The 17,129-nt window shown below is 70.9% G+C and carries 20 protein-coding genes and 1 riboswitch; of the genes, 11 read left to right on the top strand and 9 right to left on the bottom strand.

Annotated features, from left to right (window positions below; translation table 11 throughout):
* The first annotated feature begins 48 nt into the window (after positions 1-48).
* Positions 49-189: a hypothetical protein gene (locus ABZ444_RS18640; protein WP_357997953.1), complete on the top strand. Its 141-nt coding sequence runs from the start codon at positions 49-51 to the stop codon at positions 187-189.
* 11 nt (positions 190-200) lie between these two features.
* On the top strand, positions 201-1,451 hold the full coding sequence (locus tag ABZ444_RS18635; protein ID WP_357997950.1) for a deoxyribodipyrimidine photo-lyase: 1,251 nt from the start codon (positions 201-203) through the stop codon (positions 1,449-1,451).
* Positions 1,452-1,466: 15 nt separating this feature from the next.
* On the opposite strand, the gene ABZ444_RS18630 is transcribed toward ABZ444_RS18635, so the two are convergent.
* Complete coding sequence (locus tag ABZ444_RS18630) at positions 1,467-1,733, bottom strand: DUF3303 family protein (RefSeq protein ID WP_357997947.1); 267 nt, start codon at positions 1,731-1,733, stop codon at positions 1,467-1,469.
* 58 nt (positions 1,734-1,791) lie between these two features.
* Here ABZ444_RS18630 and ABZ444_RS18625 point away from each other — a divergent pair, with 58 nt between their 5' ends.
* The gene (locus ABZ444_RS18625; RefSeq protein ID WP_357997944.1) at positions 1,792-2,142 is read left to right on the top strand and encodes a hypothetical protein; all 351 of its coding nucleotides are present in this window, start codon (positions 1,792-1,794) and stop codon (positions 2,140-2,142) included.
* A gap of 48 nt (positions 2,143-2,190) precedes the next feature.
* On the opposite strand, the gene ABZ444_RS18620 is transcribed toward ABZ444_RS18625, so the two are convergent.
* A complete protein-coding gene (locus ABZ444_RS18620) occupies positions 2,191-2,799 on the bottom strand; it encodes an XRE family transcriptional regulator (RefSeq protein WP_357997941.1) in 609 nt (202 codons plus the stop codon).
* A gap of 113 nt (positions 2,800-2,912) precedes the next feature.
* On the opposite strand from ABZ444_RS18620, the gene ABZ444_RS18615 reads away from it, so the two are divergent.
* Entirely contained in the window at positions 2,913-3,734 is an 822-nt protein-coding gene (locus ABZ444_RS18615; RefSeq protein ID WP_357997938.1) for an MBL fold metallo-hydrolase, read from the top strand.
* A 234-nt stretch (positions 3,735-3,968) separates the two neighbouring features.
* Here the strand turns inward: ABZ444_RS18615 and ABZ444_RS18610 are convergent, their stop codons facing one another.
* A complete protein-coding gene (locus ABZ444_RS18610; protein WP_357997935.1) occupies positions 3,969-4,898 on the bottom strand; it encodes a zinc-binding dehydrogenase in 930 nt (309 codons plus the stop codon).
* Between the two features lie 76 nt (positions 4,899-4,974).
* On the opposite strand from ABZ444_RS18610, the gene ABZ444_RS18605 reads away from it, so the two are divergent.
* Entirely contained in the window at positions 4,975-5,616 is a 642-nt protein-coding gene (locus ABZ444_RS18605; protein WP_357997932.1) for a TetR family transcriptional regulator, read from the top strand.
* Positions 5,617-5,640: 24 nt separating this feature from the next.
* Here the strand turns inward: ABZ444_RS18605 and ABZ444_RS18600 are convergent, their stop codons facing one another.
* Complete coding sequence (locus ABZ444_RS18600) at positions 5,641-6,225, bottom strand: helix-turn-helix domain-containing protein (protein WP_357997929.1); 585 nt, start codon at positions 6,223-6,225, stop codon at positions 5,641-5,643.
* A 108-nt stretch (positions 6,226-6,333) separates the two neighbouring features.
* On the opposite strand from ABZ444_RS18600, the gene ABZ444_RS18595 reads away from it, so the two are divergent.
* Positions 6,334-7,782, top strand: coding sequence for an MFS transporter (locus ABZ444_RS18595; RefSeq protein WP_357997926.1), 1,449 nt, complete (start codon positions 6,334-6,336; stop codon positions 7,780-7,782).
* On the opposite strand, the gene ABZ444_RS18590 is transcribed toward ABZ444_RS18595, so the two are convergent.
* The 3 genes from ABZ444_RS18590 to ABZ444_RS18580 form a co-directional block, all read right to left on the bottom strand.
* Positions 7,715-8,062, bottom strand: a complete 348-nt coding sequence (locus ABZ444_RS18590; protein WP_357998115.1) for a GNAT family N-acetyltransferase — start codon at positions 8,060-8,062, stop codon at positions 7,715-7,717. The genes ABZ444_RS18595 and ABZ444_RS18590 overlap by 68 nt on opposite strands.
* A gap of 229 nt (positions 8,063-8,291) precedes the next feature.
* Entirely contained in the window at positions 8,292-8,849 is a 558-nt protein-coding gene (locus tag ABZ444_RS18585) for a GNAT family protein (RefSeq protein ID WP_357997923.1), read from the bottom strand.
* Positions 8,850-9,000: 151 nt separating this feature from the next.
* Positions 9,001-10,314 (bottom strand): hypothetical protein, encoded by a 1,314-nt coding sequence (locus ABZ444_RS18580; RefSeq protein ID WP_357997920.1) that lies wholly within the window; start codon positions 10,312-10,314, stop codon positions 9,001-9,003.
* A 262-nt stretch (positions 10,315-10,576) separates the two neighbouring features.
* On the opposite strand from ABZ444_RS18580, the gene ABZ444_RS18575 reads away from it, so the two are divergent.
* From ABZ444_RS18575 to ABZ444_RS18565, 3 genes are all read left to right on the top strand, one after another.
* Positions 10,577-12,397: a M4 family metallopeptidase gene (locus ABZ444_RS18575; protein ID WP_357997918.1), complete on the top strand. Its 1,821-nt coding sequence runs from the start codon at positions 10,577-10,579 to the stop codon at positions 12,395-12,397.
* A 139-nt stretch (positions 12,398-12,536) separates the two neighbouring features.
* Positions 12,537-13,295, top strand: coding sequence for a hypothetical protein (locus ABZ444_RS18570; protein ID WP_357997915.1), 759 nt, complete (start codon positions 12,537-12,539; stop codon positions 13,293-13,295).
* A gap of 123 nt (positions 13,296-13,418) precedes the next feature.
* Positions 13,419-13,510: riboswitch (SAM riboswitch) on the top strand.
* 7 nt (positions 13,511-13,517) lie between these two features.
* Entirely contained in the window at positions 13,518-13,943 is a 426-nt protein-coding gene (locus ABZ444_RS18565) for a GNAT family N-acetyltransferase (protein ID WP_357997913.1), read from the top strand.
* Here ABZ444_RS18565 and ABZ444_RS18560 read toward each other — a convergent pair.
* Entirely contained in the window at positions 13,909-14,811 is a 903-nt protein-coding gene (locus ABZ444_RS18560; protein WP_357997910.1) for an alpha/beta hydrolase, read from the bottom strand. The genes ABZ444_RS18565 and ABZ444_RS18560 overlap by 35 nt on opposite strands.
* A 68-nt stretch (positions 14,812-14,879) precedes the next feature.
* Between ABZ444_RS18560 and ABZ444_RS18555 the strand changes: the two genes are divergently transcribed.
* Positions 14,880-15,854 (top strand): DUF5937 family protein, encoded by a 975-nt coding sequence (locus tag ABZ444_RS18555; RefSeq protein ID WP_357997907.1) that lies wholly within the window; start codon positions 14,880-14,882, stop codon positions 15,852-15,854.
* 10 nt (positions 15,855-15,864) lie between these two features.
* Here the strand turns inward: ABZ444_RS18555 and ABZ444_RS18550 are convergent, their stop codons facing one another.
* Complete coding sequence (locus ABZ444_RS18550) at positions 15,865-16,452, bottom strand: TetR/AcrR family transcriptional regulator (protein WP_357997904.1); 588 nt, start codon at positions 16,450-16,452, stop codon at positions 15,865-15,867.
* A gap of 101 nt (positions 16,453-16,553) precedes the next feature.
* Here ABZ444_RS18550 and ABZ444_RS18545 point away from each other — a divergent pair, with 101 nt between their 5' ends.
* Positions 16,554-16,994: a DoxX family membrane protein gene (locus tag ABZ444_RS18545; RefSeq protein WP_357997901.1), complete on the top strand. Its 441-nt coding sequence runs from the start codon at positions 16,554-16,556 to the stop codon at positions 16,992-16,994.
* Positions 16,995-17,129 lie beyond the last annotated feature (135 nt).

Genomic DNA, 17,129 nt, shown 5'->3' with positions numbered 1-17,129 from the left:
CCCGCGCGCGCGCGCGTGCGGGCGCGGCCGGCGGGGCATCTGTGAGGCATGGCTGAGGTGCATGGTTGTGGATGGCCGCGGGTGGCGGCGCCGCCGAGCTGCCCGCCCGGCGAGCCGGTCCGGCACGACGGCGACCACAGCCGCGCCCGCCGCCGCACCGGCCCGCGACCGCGTCCCGTCTCGTCGTGAAGGGACCGTCGATGGACACGGTGATCGTCCTGCTCAACAGGGACCTGCGGGTGCACGACCACCCGGCACTGACGGCCGCCTGCGAGCGCGCCCGCGCCGTGCTCCCCCTGTTCGTGCTGGACGAGGCCGTCCCCGCCGGCCGCCGCCGCGGTTTCCTGCTGGAGTGCCTGGCCGACCTGCGGGCGTCCTTCCGGGCACGCGGCGGGGACCTGGTCGTACGGCACGGCGACGTCGTGACCGAGACCATGAAGCTCGTCCACGGAACCGGAGCCGAGGCGGTCTTCGCCAGTGCCGACGTCAGCCTGCTGGCCAGGCGCAGGCAGGACCGGCTGGCCCGCGAACGCCTCTCCTACCAGCTCTTCCCCGGGGTCACGGTGGTGCCGCCCGGCACGCTCACCCCGTCCGGGGGCGGGGATCACTACCGGGTCTTCACGCCGTACTGGCGTTCCTGGAGCCGGTACCGGCGCCGTCCCCTGCTCGCGGCCCCTCGCCACGTGCCGACGCCCCACGACCTCGACCCCGGGCGGCTGCCGGCCCCGGCCCGGCCGGGACCCGTGCCCGGCGGCGAGACCGCCGCCCGTGACCGCGCCCGGCGGTGGATCCGCCGTGCCCTGCCGGGGTACGCCGACGGCCACGACGATCTGGCCGGTGACCGCACCTCCCGCCTGAGCCCGTACCTGAGGTTCGGCTGCCTGTCCCCGCTGGAACTGGCCCACCTGGCCGCGGGCAGCGAGCCGTTCGTCCGCCAGCTGTGCTGGCGCGACTTCTACCACCAGGTCACCTACGCCTTCCCGCGCATCAACCGGGAGGACTACCGCCCCCGCGGCCACCGCTGGCGCGACGACGAGGACGCGCTGCAGGCCTGGCGGGAGGGCATGACCGGGCTCCCCATCGTGGACGCCGGCATGCGCCAGCTACTCGCCGAGGGCTGGATGCACAACCGGGCCCGCCTCATCGTGGCCTCCTACCTGGTCAAGGTCCTCGGGGTCGACTGGCGCGCCGGCGCCCGGCACTTCTTCGAGCACCTCCTCGACGGCGACGTGGCCATCAACTCGGGCAACTGGCAGTGGATCGCCGGGACCGGCAACGACACGCGTCCCGACCGCGGCTTCAACCCGTTGCGCCAGGCGCAGCGGTTCGACCCGGCGGGCGACTACGTACGCCGCCACGTCCCCGAGCTCGACGGCGTACCGGCCGCCGACGTCCACCAGCCGTGGCGGCTGAGCACTCCCCCGGCCGGTTACCCACGTCCGATGCTCTGACCGGCGACGTCCGGATCAGTCGTCGAGCGCTGCGGCGGTCGTGGCACCGGGCACCACCGGCACGATCTCGAACTCGGTGAGGTCCGACCATTCGGCGACCCAGCGCTGCAGGAGTGCGATGTCGTCACATTCCATGAGCTGGAAGCACCGGCTCAGATCGGCCGCCACCCAACTGGAGACGAACACCAGACCCTCTTCGGTCATGCGGCCCTTCTCGCGGAATCGCCGATAGACGGCCTTCGCGTCCTGACCGCGGAATCGTTCGATCACCATGAACAACATCAGCCCTCCGACGGCTGCTGGTCCGGGACGGGCCGGAACCCGGAGCACAGGATGCGCGATGCCCCTGCGCCCGGCGGTCCGGGCCACCGTCCTGCGCCTGCTGGCCGACCTGCCGACGACCGACGTGCGGGGAGTGATCAGGGACCCGCTGAGCCGCGAGGGCCTGGCCGTGGACTTCGACAAGGGCAAGCGGTATTTCATGGAGTTCGGCACGGACGACGAGGTGACCGAGGACCATACGACCGTCCTCGACCCGGCGACCGGCGAGATCCTGGCGGAGGTCACCAAGGCCGGAGAGGACACCGTGGGCCTGTCCAAGGGACAGACCGTGAACTCCCAGACCTGGACGCCCACGACGGGCTGGACCGACGACCGCCCGCAGCGCCCGCAGAACTGCCGTCGCCTGTAGCCGGTCGCCGGTGGATGACCGGGTGCTGGTGGCCGCGCTCCTGAGCCGTCAGGTTCGGCGCGAGATGAACATGATGTACTCGCACGGAGCGTTCGTCCGGTTGGCGAAGCCGTGGTCGGCATCGGCCTGGAAGAACAGGGAGTCGCCTGTGTCCAGGGTCTCGTTGATGCCGCCGATCGCGACGGTGAGGGTGCCTTCGAGCACCACGAGCTGCTTCTCCGTACCCGGCGGATAGGCGGGCAGCAGCCCGGTGGACACCTGCGCGGGAAGGTGGTGGACGACCATCTCCGCCCCTCCCGCGCCCGGTACCGCGGACACCATGTGCCGCTCGAAGCCGGTTTCCGGGTCACGGAACACGGGACGATGGTTCTTGCGCATGACGACGGCCACGCCGGACGCGGTCCCGGCCGGCGCACCGATCAGGTCCGAGAGCGACGCGTCGAGCGCGTGGGCGATCCTGGACGCCACCCCGATCGTCGGGCTCTTCTCACCGCGCTCGACCTTGGACAACATCGCCCGGCTGACCGACGACTGCGCGGACAGCTGCTCCAGCGTCAGGCCCGCCTCCTCGCGACGTCGCCGCACGTTGACGCCGAACGCGCCGGCCAGGTCGTCACCGTGCTGTGGTTCGGCCACGCTTCCGTCTTTCTCGACCACCGTGCTCCTCGATCGATTGGTACCTCGCTGTCCCACATTGTAGGGTTTCTTCTAAAGGAGATAGAGTCTTCTATCGAAGACGGGCGATGCGTGCCCGACATGACGGAGGTTCCATGCGTTTCATCTCGAGTGGCCGGCTCCATGCCACGTTCGAATTCGGCGAGCTGCAGGTGATCTCGCTGCGGGACGGGTACATCGACATGCCGCCCACACGGCTCCGCGACGAGGACGGGCGCACGCTCGACGAGTTGCCGGCCGCCGTCCCGCTGGCCGGCGACAACCTGCGGCTGTCGGTCAACGCCTTCTACGTCACCGACGGCACGCGGTCGGTGCTCATCGACACCGGCGCGTCCAACGCCTGGCACGACCCCACCATGGGGTTGATCTACGACGCGCTCGACGAAGCGGGGGTCGACCGCGCGGAGGTGACCGATGCGGCCATCACCCACAACCACGAAGACCACGTGAGCGGCCTGATCGCGCCGGACGACTCAGAGGCGTTCCCGAAACTCGAGCGCGTGTGGATCGGCGCGGGCGACACCTCCGTCTTCACCGGGCGGCGGCTGGAGCCGATCCGCGACCGGGTCGTCCCCGTGTCGGAGAAGGTGGCGATCAACGAGTGGGCCACCGCGCTCCCGACGCCGGGCCACACCCCCGGGCACACCGTCTACGAGATCAGGAGCGACGCCGGCCACCTTCTCGTCTGGGGCGACACCGTTCACGTCCCCACGCTCCAGTTCGACCAGCCGAAGGTGTCCTGGGAGTTCGACGGCGACCAGCCCCGGGCCCGCGCCGCGCGAGCGGCGCTGCTCGAACGACTGAGCCGGCCACACCACTTCGTGGCCGGCGCCCATCTCGACTCACCCGGCATCGCCCGCGTGACCCCCTCCGGCGAGGGTTACGCGCTGCAATACCTCGCCCCACCGATCGGCTGATCCGGCTCCGGGCCGCCCGAGCACACCACCAGGGGCGCCCCCTCGCCCGGCTCGGTGTGCAGCCAGACCGAGCCCGCTCCGTGCGCCGGGCAGTCCGCTTCGGGGTGGTCCCCGTCGCAGCCGATGTGGTGCGGACATCGTCTCGGTGTACCAGGTGCCGCCGGCGGCCAGGAAACCCTCGTGCTCCAGGCCGATCGCCTTGGCGTTGACGTACCTCACTCGTCCGGCCTGCTGTCACCCCAGGTCGAGCACCGCCTTGCCGTGCACGCGGCGGTCGAGGAGGGCGGTCGCCGCCTCGGCGGCGTCGTCCCAGCCGCCGCGCCAGGTGATCTCCGGGCTCAGCGTGCCGCCCGCGACCTGTCCGGCCAGCCAGGTCAGGTCGCGGTGCAGGCCGTGGCAGTAGAGCAGGTGGAAGGTCACGAGCGAGCGGTCGTGGCGGTCGGCCCCGCCGAACAGCGCGCCGAACGGGAAGCTCTCGCCCTCGCCGGTGGAGTGGCCGACGGCGACCAGCGTGCCCCCCTCGGTGAGCTGGTCGAACGCCTCGACCAGCGGAGCCCCGCCGAGCATGTCCAGGACGCCGTCCAGTCGTCCGCCGCTCTCGGCGGGGGCGGCGACGACCTCGTCCGCGCCGAGCGTGCGCAGCCCGTCGCCGTGCCGGTCCGGGTCGCCGGTGGCGGCGATGACGTACGCGCCGCCGAGCCGGGCGAGCTGCACGGCGTACCGGCCGACGCCGCCCGTCGCGCCGGTGACCAGGACGCGCCGCCCCAGGATCGGCCCGAGGCGGTCGAGCGCGCGCAGCGCGGTGGCGCCGGCCACCGGGATCGTGCTGATCGCGCCGGGGTCCGCGCCCTGCGGCACCATTCCGATCTGGTCGGTCGGGACGGCCCGCAGCTCGGCCCACCCACCGTCCCAGCCCAGCGTGACCACGGGCGTGCCCGCGGCGGGCCCCGAGCCGTCGGCCGCTGCCTGGACGACGACCCCCGCGGCGTCCCAGCCGAGCACCGCGCCCTCGGGCGCCTCCTGGAGGGCGTGCCTGACCTCGCCGTAGTTGAGCGACGTGGCGGTGACGCGGACCAGCGCCTGGCCGGGCGCCGGCACCGGGTCGGGCGCCTGGCCCACCCGCAGGCCACCGGGAACGGAACGGTCGACGATCAGAGCGCGCATGACGACATCCTCCAAAATGCCACTGAGTGGCATAAGCCTATAGGAGGCATATGCGCTCCGGATACACTGGGGGACGATGACCGCCGACCTGCTGCCGCTCCGCGAGCGCAAGAAGCTCAAGACCAGGGCCGCCCTGGTGGACACCGCGCTCGCGCTGTTCACCGAGCGCGGCTTCGACCAGGTGACCCTCGACGAGCTGTGCGCGGAGGTCGAGGTCTCCAAGCGCACGTTCTTCCGCAACTTCGCCAGCAAGGAGGAGGTCGCCTCCGCCCCGCTGGAGGCACTGTGGACCGCGCTCCTCGACGACGTCGAGCACGCGCCGCTCGGCGGCCGTCCCGTGCTGGAGGTGCTGCAGGAGGCGATGCTCGCGGCGGTGCGACGGATGTCGGCGGAGGGGCCGGAATGGGTGGCCCGCGTGCGGCTCAGCCAGGAGCTGTCGCAGCGCACGCCGTCCATCGCCGCGCACGGGCTGCAGTTCTGCGACCGCACCAGCGCGGCCTTCGAGACCACCCTGCGCAGGCGGCTCGGCCTCGGCGCCCGCGACCAGCGGCCCAGGCTGGCGCTCGACCTGCTGGTGGCGGCCTTCCACGCCGCCCTGCGCGGCTGGACCACCGCCTCGCCGGACCCCACGCTCGACGACCTGCTCGCCGAGCTGCGTACCGTCTTCGCGGCCGCGCCGGAGGCGGCGACGTTCACCGGCGACGAGCCGGGCCGCTGAGCCCCGCCTCATGGACCGGCGGGTTCAGACGTGCTCATCCACCCCGCGGTGCAGCCCGTCGAACATGACGGCGAGAAGCTGATCACGGTGTGCGGGGGTCCGCTCCACCGCCCAGGCGACTGAAGCGATCAGGGAGAAGAGCGCGGACGCGTCGACATCGGGCCGGATCGTCCCCGCCTCCTGGGCCCTGGTCAGCAGTTGCGCCCCGGCGGCCTTGACGGCCTGGCAGGTGGCGTGGAGTTCGGACGCCGGGTCGGCGAGGCTGTCGACGAGGGCGTCGACCAGGCCGCGATAGGCCAGGGCGTGCTCGACCGCGGCCGTCATCCAGGTGGTCAGGGCCTGGCGCGGGGACGGTGAGGCGAGCAGCTCGTCCGAGCGCGCCCGCAGGCCACGCAGGCTTTCGCCCAGCAATGCCTCCAGCAGCGCCTGGCGGGTCGGGAAGTGCCGGTAGAGGGTCACGTTGCCGACACCGGCGGTGCGCGCGATGTCGTTCAGGGAGGCGCCGACGCCGTGCTCGGCGAACGCCGTCCGGGCGGTCGCCAGGAGCCGCTCGTAGTTGCGCCGCGCGTCTTTGCGCCCTACGGGCCGGGCCTGCGTCGATCGATCCACCACCGGAACCCTCCACACATTTGCCAAAACGAGGAAGCTCCTCATATCTTAGCCCACCGAAAGCGAGGAACCTCCTCGTTTATTTCGGACACCCTTCTGAGGAGTGCCATGACCGAGCACAGCACGCACGCGGCGAGAGCGGGATCCGGGCCCGCAGGTGCCGCCCGACACCAGCGCAACCCCGGCCTGGTGCTCGCCATCGTGCTGATCTGCCAGACGATGTTCATCCTGGACACCAACGTGGTGAACATCGCCCTCCCCGACATCCAGCACGACCTCGGCTTCTCCGCGACCGGCCTGTCCTGGGTGCTCAACGCCTACATGCTGGCCTTCGGCGGGCTGCTGCTGCTCGGCGGTCGCGTGGGCGACATCGTCGGCCAACGGCGGGCGCTCGTCGGCGGGGTGGCCGTCTTCACCCTCGCCTCACTGGCCGGAGGGCTGGCCACATCGGCCGGGATGCTGCTGGCGGCCCGGGCCGGTCAGGGGATCGGCGCCGCCGTCGCCGCACCGACCGTGCTCGCCCTCATCACCGTGGGCTTCCCCGACCCTGCGCGCCGGGCGCGGGCACTGGGGGCCTACGCGGCGGTCTCCGGCTCCGGCGCCGCGATCGGCCTCATCGCCGGCGGCATGCTCACCGACTGGATCTCCTGGCGGTGGGTGCTGTTCGTCAACGTGCCGATCGGCATCGTCCTGCTGATCCTGGCCCCGCTGTTCGTCACCGAGACCGAGCGCCACCCGGGCCGCTTCGACCTGGCGGGTTCGCTGACCTCGACGCTCGGCATGACCGCGCTCGTCTACGGCTTCATCCGCGCCGCCGAGCAGGGCTTCGGCGACGCGATCACGCTCGGCGCGCTCGGCGTGGCGGCCGTCCTGCTGGTCCTGTTCGTGGCCGTCGAGTCCCGTGCCCGGCAGCCGATCGTCCCGCTGCGGCTGTTCGCCGACCGCAACCGCGCCGGCGGCTACGTCGTGCTGCTGTTCGTGCTGGCCGCGGGCAACGGCATGTTCTTCTTTCTCACCCAGTTCCTGCAGCAGGTCCGCGGATACAGCCCGCTGCAGGCGGGATTCGCCTTCGTACCGCTGGCCCTGGTGATCCTGGCCTCTTCCGCGGCAGCCGCCCGGCTGCTGCCGCGCCTGGGCGCCAAGACGCTGATCGCCGTCGGCGCCGCGGCGATCAGCCTCGCCCTGCTGTGGATGACGCGGCTGACGCCCCAGACCGGCTACGTCTCCGCACTGCTCGGCCCCATGATGATCGCCGGTCTCGGCATGGGCACCTTGCTGGTGGGAGCCACCACCGTGTTGTCCTCCGGGATCCGGGCCGAGGACGCCGGCGCCGCCTCGGGCCTGCTCAATGTCATGCAGCAGATCGGTGGCGCGCTGGGGCTGGCCATCCTCGTCACGGTGTTCGGCGCAGCCACACGCGCTGCGCACGGACCGGCCCACCAGGTCCTCACCGAGGGGGTCACCACGGCCTTCACCGTCGCCGCCGCATTCACCGCCGGCGCAATCCTCCTGGCCTTGACCATGAAGAACCGGCCAGCCGCAGAGGAGCTCGGGTGAAGGCCGGCTCAAGCACGGCCATGCGGGCTTCGGTGCCGTAGCCCCGGCCCTGATGGGCCAGGCCGATCCAGGATCCGGTCTCGACGGTCCTGCTGATCGCGAAGTCTGTCGCCCACATGCTCTGCAGGCCGATGGCGGTACCGTCCAGGCGGATGGCCAGGTGGAGGTGATGAGCCGTAGAGGAAGGACTGCTGGAAGCGGGCCTGGCCAGGTGGCTGGATGGCGGCGGCCGCGTCGAACAGATCCGCGAGGTCAGCGGGGGTGGGGACGGCGAGTCCAAGGCGTTCGGTGGCAAGGCGCAATCCGAGCAGAGGCCACACCGCCACCAGGGCGGCGGCGTGGCGCCCGTCGTCCGCCTGAACGTCGTCGTCCGTGGCCCGTTCTCCTGAACGCGGGTCCTGGCCTCGGTGTCCGCCGCCGGTCACGTCGCCTCCTCTCGCTTCGAGGATCGCATCACGGGATGCCTGCCACGAGGAAATGCCCTTCCACCGTGACGAACTCTGGCTCGCTCAGCCGGACGCCGCCTTCCACTCGGGAGCGAGGATGGAGTGGACGACCGAATCCCGCCACCCGCCGGCCAGCTTCAGGTGCCCGCGGATGACACCCTCCTCGACCATCCCCAGCTTGCTCGTGACCCGCCCGGACGCCTCGTTGAACGGGCTTCGCGCACCCCAGATGCGGTAGATGCCGAGCTGCTCGAACCCGAGCCGCAGGAGCAGACGTACGACTTCGGCGCCCAATCCCTGACGCCACCGGTCCGAGCGCAGCGCGAACCCGATCTGGGCACTGTTCTGCAGTGGGTGGCCGAAGTCGATCGAGATGCGCGCGAACGCCACCAGCTCGCCGTCCGGCAGCACCGCGGCGAGGCAGTAGTCCATCCGCGGGTCGTTCCGGGCCGTCTCGATCACGCCGGCTACGGTGCTCTCGACCTGCTCACGGTCGCGGGGCCCGAAGCTCATGTGCTCGGTGACCTGCGGATCGCCGTAGACGGCCAGAAGCCCGTCAACGTCTGTCGGGGCGAACTCCCGCAGGGCCAGCCTCGGGGAGGCGATCGTGACCGGGTACATGGACGCCGACCTTACTGGCCCGGACGGCCTGTCCGTGCGGGCCACAAGCCTGAAGCCGACCCGCCGCCGGCCGTCCACCGCGACGCGGTCACCCTCGCCGACATCTACCTGGTGGGAGATGCCGAGCCCACGCCCGCCCACACCTGAGCCGTCAGTGCGGCATGTCCAGACCGGCGCTCTCGGCCGCGACCATCGCCGCGGTGACGAACTGCTCGTACGTTCCCATACCGTTCTTCAGGCCGAAGAGGTCGGTCTGCCGGTACTCCACGACCACGTGCGACGCCTTGTACGGCGTCGTCTTCTGGCCCATGGAGTACGTGAACCATTCCGCCGGTCGCCCGGGGAAGCCCTCGTGCGCGGGGTAGCCGCGAGGCGGGGACATCGCATCGTAGGCGATGCCGCGCGGGCCGTCGCCGCTCATGTGGAGGGCCAGCGTCTCGTTGCCCTGGCCGGGGTCGCCGGCCTGGATCGACCGCAGCCACCAGAAGAGGCTGAGCTGGTTGTCATACGTCTGCCGCCCGCCCAGACCGTACGGCCGGGGGCACACCCGGGAATCCTTGTCCCCGTCGGACAGGGCGTTGACCATGGCGTCGAAGGCGGACCGTTCCACTTCCGTCAGCGCGTTCATGTAGACCGAGCGCAGGTTGGTCCGCGGCAGCAGCGCGAAGCCCGCCTTCGGCCCGTCGCCGGAGGTGAGGTTCTGATGGGCGAAGACCCACAGCATGTACTGGATCAGCGTGACGAACCCGATGAGGTTGGCCGTCTGGTGGCGCCCCTTCAGCCACGTGCCCACCCGGTCACTCGGATCGAAGCCGAGCATCCCCAGCCGGTCGGGCAGCTCCGCCAGCGGCACGTCCAGGGTGGCCTGAGCCGTGCCGTGGACGAGGTCCCTGCCGGCGGTCAAGGCCAGTACGTCGCCCTTGGCGTAGACGGTCGTCATCACCGGGTTGCCGGCGAGGTTGAAGTCGCACCTCTTGATGGGCGCCGCCAGGGACACGGTGATGATGTTGCCCACGTTGGTGTTCGGCACGAAGCGCAGGCCATCGGTCGGCTGGACGTCGTCGTGGGTCCTCAGGTGCCCCTGGGCCACGCGCACGGCCTGCATCTTGACGCTCGTCCGGATCCTGCTCGACCGCCTGGAGCCGGTCGTCGCGTCGCCCTCCTGCTCGTCGGTCCGCAGGAACGTGTCAGGAAGCTTGGTGGTGTCGGGCGAACGGCCCGTCAGCAGGGTCAGCAGCTCGCCGATGAAGACGAGCTGACGGCGCAGGGCCGCCCACGTCGTCACCGATTCGGTGATGATCTCGACGTCGCCGCCGTCGGACTCGATGATCACCCCGGGGTCCTGCCAGAAGCAGACCCGTCCCTTGGACGGCAGGGCCTCCTCGGCCTGCCAGCCGTTCGTGGAATCTGCCAGAAACTTCAGCTCGTTACGCTGGAACTGCCATTCGAGCCCGATCCTGGGCATGGGCGCCTCCTGGGGATGTGTGTGGCCTCCCCTCCCGAGCGGGTCCGGCGCGCCTCAGATACCGGCGGCCCGCGCCCGGCTGGGCGCTGCCAAGCCGGGAGTTCGCCTCGGCGCTCGAATCCCGGCTCGGCCAATTACAGGTCCTAACGGTGATTAATCCCGATTCTTCCGCCTATTTACCTCGATATTGACCTCTTGTAGTTCATCAACTCAAATGCAGGTGACCCCATTCATCGCCCGCCAGCGCAAAAGGAGCGCCCGCATGAGAAGCAATACCGTGTTAGCCCTGGTCACGAGTGCCGTCTGTGTGCTCGTGGCCGCTTCGGTCCCCGGCTCGGCGAACGCCTCCAAAGGCGATCCCGCCGACCTCCTGGTGAAGGCCAGGCCCGCACCGCTCCGCAGTTCACCCGAGGACGCGTACGTCCGGCAGAGCCCGATCGAAGGAAAGGGTGGCCTTCGCTACACGCCCTACAGCCGCACGTACGCGGGGCTGCCCGTCTACGGCGGCGACTTCGTCGTGGTCAGCGCCGCCTCCGGCGAGGTCCTGAGCACCTCCGTCTCCCAGGACAGCCCCCTGGACGTGGCCACCACGCCCAGGCTCAGCGCGGCCGAAGCGGCCCGGGTGGCCGGGAGCCAGCTGCCCGCGGTCTCCTCGATCGCCACACCCCGGCTGGTCGTCATGGCGCAAGGACGCGGCCGGCTGGCCTACGAGGTGCTCGTCCACGGCGCGATCAGAGGCAGGGAGAGCAAGCTGCACGTCTTCGTCGACGCGCTGACCGGCGCGGTCGTCCTGAAGTCCGACGAGGTCAAGGAGGGGGTGGGCAACAGCTACTACAACGGCAACCCGGTCACCATCGGCACCATGGGGACCGGCGCGTCCTTCGCCATGATCGACCCGGTACGGCGGAACGTGCGCTGCGGCGGCCAGAACGGCTCCGCCTACACCGGGCCCGACGACAACTGGGGCAACGGCACCGGCACCAACTTCGAAACCGCCTGCGTCGACGTGCTCTACGCGATCGACACCGAGTGGGACATGCTCAAGGCGTGGCTGGCACGCTCCGGCTTCAACGGCGTCGGCGACGGCTACCCCGCCCGCGTCGGCCTGAACGCCGTCAACGCCTACTGGAACGGCAACTACGCCGTCTTCGGCCACACCTCCGACAACCGCCGCCAGCTCACCGCGATGGACGTCGTGGCGCACGAGTACGGCCACGCCGTCTTCGCCACCACGCCCGGCATCGACCTCGGCGACAACGAGAAGGCCATACTCAACGAGTCCACCGGCGACATCTTCGGCGCGCTGACCGAGCAGTACGCCAACCAGCCCGCCACCCTCGACCCGCCCGACTACACGGTCGGCGAGGAGGTCAACGTCGACGGAACCGGCCCGATCCGCTACATGTACAAGCCGTCGCTGATCCCCGGCCACCCCGACTGCTTCAGCAGCGCGGTGCCGTCAATGCCGCCCGATGTCGGGGCCGGGGTCCAGAACCACTGGTTCTACCTGCTGGCCGAGGGCAGCAACCCGACCAACGGTCAGCCGCCCAGCCCGACCTGCGACTCCTCCTCCATCGTCGGGCTCGGTGCGCGCAAGGCGGGCCAGATCTACATGGGCACGCTGCTGCGCAAGACCACTTCCTGGCCGCACACCATGGCCCGCCGCGCCTCGCTGCAGGCGGCCCTGGATATGTTCCCCGGGTCGTGCCTGGAGTACAACACGGTCAAGGCCGCGTGGAACGCCGTCCGCGTGCCCGTCCGCGCCGGGGAGCCGTACACGTGCGACTTCTCGGTCGCGGTCGACCCCACCGCGGCGGCCGTGCAGCCCGGCCAGACCGTGAGCGTCACCGTCGGCAGCGCCGTCGTCTCGGGCGGCCCGCAGCAGATCTCGCTGTACGCCAGGGGGCTTCCGGCGGGCATGACGGCCTCCTTCAGCCCGGCGAGCATCACCACCGGCGCCACCTCCACGCTGACCGTCACGGTCGGCGCGAGCACCGCGTCCGGCACCTACCCGATCACGGTGCTGGCCGACGGCGTCGCCCTCGACCACACGGCCACCCTCACCCTTACCGTGGTTCCATGAGCCGATGACGCCGCCGCGAGGGTTTCAGCCACGTTCCGGCCCGGCGCGCCGGAAGTATGTGCCGGGCTCATTTTCAAGGCCGTTGAAAGGGCCGATGCCTAACGTTCTGCGCGGGCCGTCATCTACCGCAAGGAGCGACATGAGGTTCATCGCAGCAACCGCCGCCACGATGGTGCTCGCCTCCTCCCCGGCCGCGGCCGAACCCGAGAGAAGCGACCGGGAGATCCCCCTCGCGTCCATCGAGTACACGACCGGTCTCACCGTGACCTTCTCCGACAGTCAGCCCTCCGACGAAGTGGGGATGTCCCAGCTCGGGATCATCGGCCGCGCGCCGCTCATCGACTGGGACCGGAGCAACAGCTACCTGCAGACCTACCTGGAGATCACCCCGCCCGACGTGCCGGTGCCCCAGCGGCTCGTCGACGACCACGGCGCCGACCTGCCCGCCGAACTGCGGGGACGGCGGATCACCAGCGAGCCGGTCACCGTACGCGGCCTGACCGCTCCGGCCGGCGCCGTGCTCTCCGGCTCATGCACCGCCGAACACTTCGGCTGGCACCTGTGGCACGAGAACGGCCAGGCCGGCCTGGCGCCCAAGTCGTTCACCACCCCCGACTTCGGCGGCTTCAAGGAGCGTCGCGCGGAGAGCTTCATCTTCAACTGCCTGCCGGCGGGTTCGCCGAGCTACCTGTGGGCCCGGCACCGCCTGTACTACTGGAACGGCACCAGCTGGTGGAAGCAGGCGGACAGGAAGGTCGGCCCCGGTCTCCAGGCGGAAGAGGTCAAGGGCAAGATCAAGCTGCACCGCAGGGTCAGCTATGACGACGGCTGGGGCTCCAGCCCCAACTGCCTCAGCGGGGCCTGCAAGTACACCCGTGAGGGACGTTTCACCAGCTGACGGCTGACAGGTCCCCGACCAGAAATCCCCAGCCGGGCTGTGTCCGGCTGGGGTTTCCGCGCTGCCGCCGTCGCCCTCCTGTGTTGACGAGGTCGTCGGTCGTTGGGGAGGATCGGCCTCAGGTGATCATCCAGAGGATCCGAGGGACCTGGCCCTGTGACGGTCCGGCAACCTGCCCGGTCCGGGCAAGGTGCCAACGCCAGGCACGATGAGGAAGGTCTGATGAGCGTTCAGCTCGATGTTCCCGTGCTCGCCGGTTCCTTGGTGCGGCTGGAGCCGCCGACGATGGAGCACGCGGTCGACCTGGCCGCGGCGGCCGAGGAGGACCGGGTGTCCTACGGATTCACGCTGGTTCCCAGCGGGAGGCAGATGCGGGCCTACGTGGCGACGCAGTTGGCCAGGCGTGGGCTGACGCCGTTCGCGCAGATCCGGGTGCGTGACGGGAAGGCCGTGGGGTGCACCGGATTCCGGGACCCGCGGCCATGGCCGGATCGGCCGGCCCTGCGCGCGATCGAGATCGGCTTCACCTGGCTCGCTCCGGGACTCGGCGATGTTCGCGGTGGTCGCATCCGAATGGCCGGCCGTCCGGCGAACCCTCACAACCCGCCTGGCCTCAGCGAGCGCTCGATGAAGACCGGCAGACGGTAGCCAAGGGCCCCTCGCCGGGCAGGGGCGCCTGGCCCAGGAACGCCGAGGTGGTGGCCACGAACCGGTCGGCGTCGTCGAGCCACGGAAAGTGCCCTGCCCCGGCCTGTACGACGAGCTCGGCGTGCGGGAACAGCGCGACGAGCTCGGTCACCGCGGCGGGAGGGGAGTTCAGGTCCACCTCGCCCGCGAGCAGCAGCACCGGCGAGGTGAAGCGGGTGAGCGCGGCACGGGTGGCATCGGGGGCGAAGGCGCCGTCGGAGCCGAACACGGCTGCCGCCTCGTTGTTCCGCTGCTCGTCCTCGGCGGCCTTGTGCGCCTGGGCCGTCTCGTCCCAACGGCCGTACCAGAACGGCGCGATGGCCTGGAAGTCGTCACGGGTGGCCTGCCCTGACATGACCTTCTCCAGGGCCGCGAACGCCCCCGGGAACCAGGGCTCGCCCTCGCGCGACCGGGCGGTCCCCCGCCGGACCTCTTCGGTGATCCCGATGCCGACGGCGGCGACACTCGGAGCGACCAGGACGAGCCTTCTGACGCGTTCCGGATGGCGGGCCGCATAGAGCACGGCCAGATTCGTGCCCCCGGAATGGGAGAGCAGGTCCATCCGGTCGAGCTCAAGGTGCTCGCGCAGGGCCTCGACGTCATCGACAAGGCGGTCGCAACGGTACGAGGCGGTGTCCGGCGGCACGGCGGACCGGCCGGTGCCCCGCAGGTCCGCCATGATCAGCTGCCGGTGCGCCGAGAGGCCCCCGAGGTCGCCGAGGTAGGCGGAAGCCTGCATCGGCCCGCCGGGCAGGCAGACCACAGGGGGACCGTCGCCGAACACGTGGTAGGCGAGCTCGATGCCGTCGTAGGAGGTGAAGAAGTCCATGCCCGCCAGCCTGCGGGGAGACGCCGCGCCTCGGCTATCGTTTAGCCACACCTACATGATGAGGGCGGATGGCGGTCGAGATCAGGTTCACCGCGGCGTCGGTCGCGAAGGTGCGATTCGCCGTCTCACCGCTGGGCGAGACGGTGCTGGCGCTGCGGATCCTGTTCGGTACGGGCGGTCATGCCGTCCACCGGTCCTGGGTGCGCCAGGCGCGCCCGCTGCTGGCGCGCGAGAGCGAGCTGCCGCTGCTGCGCGCGCTGATCGCCGGGCCGCTGCCGTCGTTCCTGTTCCCGGCACCGGCTCAGCGCCTGCCTGCCATCGCGACGGAGCTGGACCTGGTACGCGCCACGCAGGAGGACTTCTTCCGGCACGAGTACGGCGCGGTCCTGGGCATGCCGGCCGAGGACGCCCCCGAGCCCGCGACGGTACTGCCACGGCTGGCCGAGGCGCTGCATCGCTGCCACGAACTGCTGATCGCGCCACAGTGGGGCCGGATGTGCGCCGTGCTGGAGGCCGACATCGGCCGGCGCGCGCTGACCCTGGTGGAGGGCGGGGTGCAGGCGCTGTTCGCCGAGTTGCACCGCGACATCGCCTGGGACGACGGCCAGCTGGTGGTCCACGGCCGGCGCACCCCGCACTCCGTGTACACGGTGGACACCGGCGGGCATGGCCTGGTCCTGCAGCCCAGCGTCTTCAACTGGCCGGACGTGGGTGTCGACAAGGCCCCGGTCACCGCCGCGTCGATCCGCTATCCGGCGATGGGCGTCGGCCTGCTCTGGGAGTCGCCCCGACCGGCGCTGACGGGCCTGATCCCGGTGCTCGGCCAGACGAGAACGCAGATCCTCGCCGCCTTGGCCGAACCTCTGACGACCGCGGCCCTGGCCACCCGCCTGAGCATCACGCCGAGCGCGGTCTCACAACACCTGGGCGCACTGCGGGGTGCGGGCCTGGTGTCGACACAACGCATGGGCCGCACGGCACTCCATCTGCGCACGGAACGCGCAACCCACCTGATGGGCGACCCGGTTCCGAACGGTCACTGACGCCGCCGGGTCACGGGCCGTCCGGTCCGCCCGCCACGGCGCCCAGGACGAGGCGGAGCATCGAGCGGGCCAGGGCCTCCGGGTCTCCGTCCGCGCTTTCCGGCAGGGCGCCGCTCAGCCACAGGGTGGTGAAGCCGTGCGCCAGCGACCATGCGGCGATCGTGGTCGTCCGGTCGTGTTCCGGGCTCGGCGACAGCGAGCGGGCGCTGGTGTTGAGTACGTCCGCGGCGCGCCGCTGCGCGGATCGAACGCCGGGATCGTCCACGCGGTAGAGCTCGGGCCGGAACATCACCTCGAAGTAGGGCCGGTGGTCAAGGCCGAACCGGAGGTAGGCGACGCCGACCTCCCACACGTCGGAGGCGGCGTTCTCCAGAGCGTCGGCGAACATGGTGAAGCCCTCGGCGGCCACGGCCGTCAGCAGGCCCTGCTTGTCGCCGAAGTGGTAGGCGGGAGCGGCGTGTGAGACGCCGGCGCGGCGGGCCAGCTCGCGCAGACTCCATCCGGCCGGGCCGGATTCGCCGATGGCCTGCAGCGCGGCGTCGATGATGACGCGCCGCAGGTTGCCATGGTGGTAGGACGGCTGGCTGATGTTCCTCACCTCCGCGTTCCAAGGCTCAGCGTGACGACCACACCCTAGCTTGACATTGACAAGATGACGAACCTCCTCCAATCTGTCCAACGACAAGATTGGAGGACGGAATGGTTCCGTTCATCGCGCTCACCGCCGGTTTCGTCGTCCTGCGGCTCGCCGGCCTGGTCGGCATCGACGCACTCGACGCCTGGCAGCCGGCCCTGCGAGGCGCCCTGGCCCTGATGTTCGTCCTCACCGGCGTGCCCCACTTCCTGCCCTCGTGGCGCCGTGACTTCGTCGCGATGATCCCGCCGTCGTTCCCGCGGCCGGCCCTGCTGGTCACCCTCACCGGCGTCCTGGAGCTGGCCGGCGCCGCGGGGCTGCTGCTCGCGCCGGTCGCGCCGTACGCGGCGATCGGGCTGGCGCTGCTCATGGTCGCCATGTTCCCGGCCAACGTCTCGGCGGCCCGCCGCGGCCTCACGCTGGCCGGGAAGCCCGTGACCCCGCTGCCCGCCCGCACGGCCCTTCAGGTGCTCTTCATCGCCGCCGCCGTCGCTGCGGCCGTTTGAACTCACCGCCCCCTCACCACCGGCCTCACGACCGCCGAGCTGAAGGCCGGAGTTCCAGCACGACCGGAGGCGGGAGCTCGACCGAGGGAACGAACGCCGGCGTCGTTCCTGTCGGACGGCGGCCGCGCACGCAAG

The organism is Nonomuraea sp. NPDC005730, from assembly GCF_040630865.1.
Classification (GTDB): Bacteria; Actinomycetota; Actinomycetes; order Streptosporangiales; family Streptosporangiaceae; genus Nonomuraea.
The sequence above is the reverse complement of the archived record's forward strand: the minus strand, read 5'-3'. Positions and strand labels throughout refer to the sequence as shown.

Bases quoted from the DNA above. Each gene is read 5' to 3' on its own strand.
- ABZ444_RS18610 (WP_357997935.1), bottom strand. From the start codon at position 4,898: ATGCGCGCTCTGATCGTCGACCGTTCCGTTCCCGGTGGCCTGCGGGTG.
- ABZ444_RS18615 (WP_357997938.1), top strand. From the start codon at position 2,913: ATGCGTTTCATCTCGAGTGGCCGGCTCCATGCCACGTTCGAATTCGGC.
- ABZ444_RS18625 (WP_357997944.1), top strand. From the start codon at position 1,792: ATGCCCCTGCGCCCGGCGGTCCGGGCCACCGTCCTGCGCCTGCTGGCC.
- ABZ444_RS18575 (WP_357997918.1), top strand. From the start codon at position 10,577: ATGAGAAGCAATACCGTGTTAGCCCTGGTCACGAGTGCCGTCTGTGTG.
- ABZ444_RS18635 (WP_357997950.1), top strand. From the start codon at position 201: ATGGACACGGTGATCGTCCTGCTCAACAGGGACCTGCGGGTGCACGAC.
- ABZ444_RS18555 (WP_357997907.1), top strand. From the start codon at position 14,880: ATGGCGGTCGAGATCAGGTTCACCGCGGCGTCGGTCGCGAAGGTGCGA.
- ABZ444_RS18565 (WP_357997913.1), top strand. From the start codon at position 13,518: ATGAGCGTTCAGCTCGATGTTCCCGTGCTCGCCGGTTCCTTGGTGCGG.
- ABZ444_RS18545 (WP_357997901.1), top strand. From the start codon at position 16,554: ATGGTTCCGTTCATCGCGCTCACCGCCGGTTTCGTCGTCCTGCGGCTC.
- ABZ444_RS18570 (WP_357997915.1), top strand. From the start codon at position 12,537: ATGAGGTTCATCGCAGCAACCGCCGCCACGATGGTGCTCGCCTCCTCC.
- ABZ444_RS18605 (WP_357997932.1), top strand. From the start codon at position 4,975: ATGACCGCCGACCTGCTGCCGCTCCGCGAGCGCAAGAAGCTCAAGACC.
- ABZ444_RS18585 (WP_357997923.1), bottom strand. From the start codon at position 8,849: ATGTACCCGGTCACGATCGCCTCCCCGAGGCTGGCCCTGCGGGAGTTC.
- ABZ444_RS18595 (WP_357997926.1), top strand. From the start codon at position 6,334: ATGACCGAGCACAGCACGCACGCGGCGAGAGCGGGATCCGGGCCCGCA.
- ABZ444_RS18560 (WP_357997910.1), bottom strand. From the start codon at position 14,811: ATGGACTTCTTCACCTCCTACGACGGCATCGAGCTCGCCTACCACGTG.
- ABZ444_RS18580 (WP_357997920.1), bottom strand. From the start codon at position 10,314: ATGCCCAGGATCGGGCTCGAATGGCAGTTCCAGCGTAACGAGCTGAAG.
- ABZ444_RS18630 (WP_357997947.1), bottom strand. From the start codon at position 1,733: ATGTTGTTCATGGTGATCGAACGATTCCGCGGTCAGGACGCGAAGGCC.
- ABZ444_RS18640 (WP_357997953.1), top strand. From the start codon at position 49: ATGGCTGAGGTGCATGGTTGTGGATGGCCGCGGGTGGCGGCGCCGCCG.